A 5,404-nucleotide genomic window follows, 5' to 3' on the forward strand; every position below is an offset into this window, starting at 1 on the left:
TAGGTCACCGCCGAACAATCTTTAGCCGCGGTTCCTGGACCTTTTGGTCCAGGAACCGCGGCTTTTTGTGTTCTCCGCCGGGTGGACCGCGCGTAATGGCGTTGCGCGAGGGGTGGTGGCCGGTGCGAACATCGACGCATGGGGCATGAGGGGTATCGGATCCGGACCGTGCGCGCGGACGACTGGCCTGCGCTGAAGGAGTTGCGGCTGGCCGCGCTGAGCGACCCGGTCGCGCGGGTGGCGTTCGTCTCGACCTACGAGGACAGCAGCGCGCAGGCGGACGAGTTCTGGCGCGGGCGGGCCACACCGATCGTCGAGGGCGGGAACGCGACCAGCCTGATCGCGGCCGACCGGGACGGCCGCTGGGTCGCGATGCTCGCGCTGCTGGACGAGACGGGGGACCGGGCCGTCCAGGACGAGAGCGGGGACGGTGGCGCGCCGCAGCAGATGCATGTGGTGAGCGTGTACGTGCGCCCCGAACACCGTGGCACGGGCGTTGCCGAGCGGTTGTTCCGTGCGGCCGTCGACTGGTCCTGGGAGAACACCGAGGCGGAGCGCGTAGGGCTGTGGGTGCATAGCGACAACGTCCGCGCCCGCGCCTTCTACCGGCGCATCGGCTTCGCCGAGACGGGCGAGACGATGGCGTTTCCGACGAGGCCGGACGAGCTGGAGTACGAAATGGTGCTGCCGCGACCGTAGTTGCCGACGCCGTCGGCCTTCTTCAGCCCAGAGGGGTATTGAGCCAACGGGCCTTGGCCTGTTCCTCGGAGCGAATCAGCGCCAGGGTGGGGAGGCCGCGGAGGGGGCCTTCGGCCAGGAGCTCCGGGAGTTGGGGGAGTGGGGCGACGGAGGCGATGTCGTCGAGCACGAGCGTCAGTGGTGGGTCGAGCCGACCGTCAGATGACCGTTCGGCCATGCGGCGGCCGTGCTCGACCACGCTCGACGCGAGTGCTGTCAGCAGGGGCATCGCACCCGGCTGGGCGCGCGGGTCCTCGATCGCTTCGCCCATCACGTAAAGCGTTCCCCCCTCGGCCACGAATGATTCCAGCGCGAGGGTGTCGGCACGGGTGGGGTTGCAGGCGTTCCTGATGTGGATCGAGGAGAGCGCGGACAGGGCGCGGGCGGTGAGCTGCTGGGCGATCTCGCGGCGCTCGGGGTGCGCGGTGAGTGTGGCCTCCAGCTCGCCCGCGGCGCCGGGGGCGGCCTTGGGGTGGGTACGGAGAATGCGTACGGCGTCGTGTGCGGCGCCTCCCGACGCCCAGCGGTGCACTTGGCGGAACGGTTGGCCGTCGACGGCCGCGGCGTGCAGCCAGCTGCGCAGTAGCGTTTCCGCGGCGTCCGCCATGGCCGAGTCCAGGGTGTTCGCGGGGCGCACGGGGGCGAGCAGTGCCGCGGCTCGGGCTGCCGCGATGTCGCGGGACTCGCAGTCGGTGGTCGGGGACCAACGGAGACGGGCGGGGGTGTCGAGGAGGTGGCTCGGGTCGTAGAGGTGTGTCGGGCCCAGTTTGGCGCGGGCCTCCTTGGACTCGGACCAGAGGGCCGGGTCGGAGGTGACCACCAGGAGTGGACCATCCGCGGAACGGATGGCCTGGAGGGCGAGTTCCCGGCGGGCGCCGGCCTGGGTGCCCGTCCGACTGCTGGTTCCGTCAGCGGTGAAGTGGAGGCCGAGCAAGGGGTGTTGGGCTTCTGAGCGTGGCTGCTCCGGTGTGTGGGCCACGTCGGCGGGGTGCGCGTTCGGTACCTGGGAGCGGTTGGTGGTCTCCTCCTTGCCCAGGTCTACGGGGGCCGCCGTTCTCGGCGCGGCGTGGTCCGCAGGTGCCGGGCGGCTGTGGTCGGTGGCTTCTGGGGCGGTGCTGGTGTCGGTGGGGACTGGGGGAGCGAAGCGGGCCTCGGCGGCTGCTGCCCGGGCGCGGGCACGGGTGGCGCGCCAGCGGGTGATGGTTCCTATGGCGAAGACGGTCAGCACGATGAGGACCATCAACTCGCCGATGAGCAGCCCCCAGAACAGCCCGTAGCCGGAGAGTTCGTCCGGTGGCGTCTGCGGCCAGGCGGCCGGCAGGTTGTGGGGCTGGGCGGCCAGGTGGCGCATGGCCAGGGGGGTGTGCGTGAAGTGCACGCCTTCGGGCCAGGCTCCGTGAGAGAAGAGCCCTGCCAGGCCGGTGGCCGTCCAGACCAGCACCGTCAGGCCGAGCAGGAAGCCGAGCAGGCCCAGCAGGAGGCCGTCCGGGATGCCGCGGTCGGAGCCGGACCCCGGCCGCACTCCTCGTACGCTCGATCCGGATGCCATGACGTCATGCCACCGTGGACTCGTCGGCCAGGTGGGGGTGTTCGAGGGTCTCCGGATGTGAGGTGCCCGTCGGCTCTCCCGGCCGCGAGGACTCCGTCATGGCGCGGTCCGTGTAGACCAGCGGCCGCTCGGCCTCGGTCACCAGGTGTTTGACGACCTGGACGTTGCCGTTGACGTCCCACACCGCGATGCCGGGCGTCAGGGTTGGAATGATCTCCACCGCCCAGCGGGGCAGGCCGAGCACCTGGCCGGTGGCTCGCGCCTCGTCGGCTTTCTGGGCATAGATCGTGCGGGTGGAGGCCATCTTGAGGATGGCCGCGGCCTCCCGGGCTGCCGCGCCGTCCACGACGTCGCTCAGGTGGTGGACCACCGCGACGAACGAGAGGCCCAGCCGACGGCCGAACTTCAGCAGGCGCTGGAAGAGCTGGGCGACGAAGGGGGAGTTGATGATGTGCCAGGCCTCTTCCACCAGGAAGATCCGCTTCTTGCGGTCCGGGCGGATCCAGGTGTGCTCCAGCCACACGCCCACGATCGCCATCAGGATGGGCATCGCGATCGAGTTGCGGTCGATGTGCGAGAGGTCGAAGACGATCAGTGGGGCGTCCAGGTCGATGCCGACCGTGGTCGGTCCGTCGAACATGCCCCTCAGATCGCCGTCCACCAGTCGGTCCAGCACCAGTGCGACGTCCAGGCCCCAGGCGCGTACGTCGTCGAGGCCGACGTTCATGGCCTCGGCCGACTCCGGCTCGGGATGGCGGAGTTGCTCGACGATGTCGGTCAGGACGGGCTGCCGGTCGGTGATCGTCTCGTTCACATAGGAGTGGGCGACCTTGAGGGCGAAGCCGGAGCGCTCGTCCAGGCCATGCCCCATGGCGACCTCGATGATCGTGCGCAGCAGGGCGAGCTGGCCGGTCGTGGTGATCGACGGATCGAGGGGGTTGAGCCGGATGCCGCTGTCCAGGGCGGCCGTCGGGTCCAGCCGGATGGGGGTGATGCCCAGTTCCTGGGCGATGAGGTTCCACTCGCCGACGCCGTCCTCGCCCTGCGCGTCCAGCACCACCACCTGCCGGTCGCGGAAGCGGAGTTGGCGCAGCACGTAGGTCTTCTCCAGCGCCGACTTGCCGTTGCCGGACTCGCCGAGGACGAGCCAGTGCGGGGCGGGCAGTTGCTGGCCGTAGAGCTGGAACGGGTCGTAGATGTAGCCCTTCCCGGAGTACACCTCGCGCCCGATGATCACCCCGGAGTCGCCGAGGCCGGGCGCGGCGGTGGGCAGGTAGACGGCCTGCGCTTGCCCGGTGGAGGTGCGGACGGGCAGCCGGGTGGTCTCGACCTTCCCGAAGAGGAAGCTCGTGAAGGCTTCGGTGACGGCGGCGAGCGGGTCGGCGGCCATGCTGTGAGCTCCTACCGTCGGATACCGGTCGCAAAGGGCAGGGTGTTCACGAACGCGCGGTGGTGTTCGCGGTCGCACCACTCCAGCTTCAGGTACGACTTGCCCGCCGAGGCGCGGATGGTGCGCTTGTCGCGGGCCAGGGCCTCGGGGGTGCGGGACGAGACGGTGATGTAGCCGACCAGGTTGACCCCGGCCGCGCCGCTCGCCAGGTCCTCGCCGCGCTGGTCGAGTCGGCCGTGCGCGGCGATGTCGCGGGGGTCCACGGTCCGGTTCATCTTGGCGGCTCGGCTGGCCTCGGCCTCGTCGTTGGTCTTCTCGGTCAGCATCCGCTCGATGGCGATCTCGGTGGGCTCCAGGTCCATGCAGACCGCGACCGTGCGGATCACGTCGGGGGTGTGGACGAGCAGCGGGGCGAGGAAGTTGACGCCGACCGGGGTCATCGGCCACTCCTTGACCCACGCCGTGGCGTGGCACCACGGCTGGCGGGTGGCCGACTCCCGCGTCTTGGCCTGGAGGTAGGACGGTTCCATCGCGTCCAGTTCAGCCGGCCAGGCGTTGCGCTGGGTCATGGCCTGGATGTGGTCGATCGGGTGGTCCGGGTCGTACATGGAGTGGATGAGGGAGGCCAGGCGGGCCTGGCCCAGAGGCTGGCGTACGCGGATGTCGGCCTCGGCCAGGCGGGCGCAGATGTCGGTCAGCTCGCGCGCCATGACGACGGCCAGGCCCGCGTCCTTGTCGATCCTGCCGCGCCCTTGGGGGCGGGACGCGCGGGCCAGCGTCTGGGCCTCGGCGGCCAGTTCGCGCGTGTGGTGCATGCAGGCGACGAGGTACGCGCGGTGCTGCTCGGAGGAGGTCGAGACCATCGACTGGAGCTGGTCGTAGGACTCCCTGAGCCAGCCGGGGGAGCCGGAGTCGCCGCGTGCGTCGACGTCCTTGGCGTGTGCGTCGGGGTCGGCGGGGAGGGTGCGGGCCAGCATCTGGAGCCGGGTGACGAAGCCGTCTCCGTTGGCGACGTGCTTGAGTAGCGTGCCGAACCGGTCGACCAGGGCCTCCTGGTCCTCGCTGTCCCGCAGGCCGACGCCGGGCCCTTCGATCTCGATGGCGGCGGTGACGGTGCGCCGGTCGGCGTGCAGCAGGACCGCGACCTCGTCGGGCCCGAACGGGGCGGCGAGCCAGTTGATCCGGCCGATGCCGGGTGGTGGCCCGACCTCCACCTCGCGGCCGTCGAGGCGGGTGCCGGCCTCGGGAGCGGCGGAGCGGTAGGCGGTGCCGCGGCGGACGGTGCGCTTGAAGGAGCGGTTGATCTCGAACCACCGGTAGAACGTGCGCTGCTTGTACGGCACGTAGACCGCGGCCAGGGCGATCAGGGGGAAGCCCATGAGTGTGGCGATACGCAGGGACAGCACGGGGACGAGCAGCCCGCACATCATGCCGAGGAAGGCCCCCGCAATGATCAGCGCGATCTCGCCGGTCTCCCGGTTCTTGCCGATGATGGCGTTCGGCCGGGCCCGGCCGATGNNGCTGCGGCTGCTGCTCGGCCCCCCGTCTGCGGGGCGCCCACTCTTACTACACCGCCGCGGCCCATCGGGTTCCATCCGGGCCGCAGAGGCTTCGGCGGACAGTGGCCCGGGCCTCCTACGGCCTGTCAACGGCCCTCGCCTCCCCCGCGGTTGTCGGCGCCCGAACCCGTACGGCTGGGACGGTCCGTACGCGGCGGTGGTGCGGCG

General features: G+C 70.9%; 3 protein-coding genes and 1 pseudogene. 1 reads left to right on the forward strand and 3 read right to left on the reverse strand.

Annotated features, from left to right (window positions below; all coding sequences use genetic code 11):
* The first annotated feature begins 138 nt into the window (after positions 1 to 138).
* Positions 139 to 699 (forward strand): GNAT family N-acetyltransferase, encoded by a 561-nt coding sequence (locus AOK16_RS08660; protein WP_055471657.1) that lies wholly within the window; start codon positions 139 to 141, stop codon positions 697 to 699.
* 22 nt (positions 700 to 721) lie between these two features.
* Here AOK16_RS08660 and AOK16_RS08665 read toward each other — a convergent pair whose 3' ends face one another.
* The 3 genes and pseudogenes from AOK16_RS08665 to AOK16_RS08675 form a co-directional block, all read right to left on the reverse strand.
* Positions 722 to 2,287: a P-loop NTPase family protein gene (locus tag AOK16_RS08665; RefSeq protein WP_055471658.1), complete on the reverse strand. Its 1,566-nt coding sequence runs from the start codon at positions 2,285 to 2,287 to the stop codon at positions 722 to 724.
* A gap of 85 nt (positions 2,288 to 2,372) precedes the next feature.
* A pseudogene (locus AOK16_RS08670) lies at positions 2,373 to 3,677 on the reverse strand (ATP-binding protein); the annotation flags it as partial.
* An 11-nt stretch (positions 3,678 to 3,688) separates the two neighbouring features.
* Positions 3,689 to 5,194, reverse strand: a complete 1,506-nt coding sequence (locus AOK16_RS08675) for an SCO6880 family protein (RefSeq protein WP_079101196.1) — start codon at positions 5,192 to 5,194, stop codon at positions 3,689 to 3,691.
* Positions 5,195 to 5,404 lie beyond the last annotated feature (210 nt).

Source organism: Streptomyces pathocidini, assembly GCF_001418495.1.
Taxonomy (GTDB): Bacteria; Actinomycetota; Actinomycetes; order Streptomycetales; family Streptomycetaceae; genus Streptomyces; species Streptomyces pathocidini.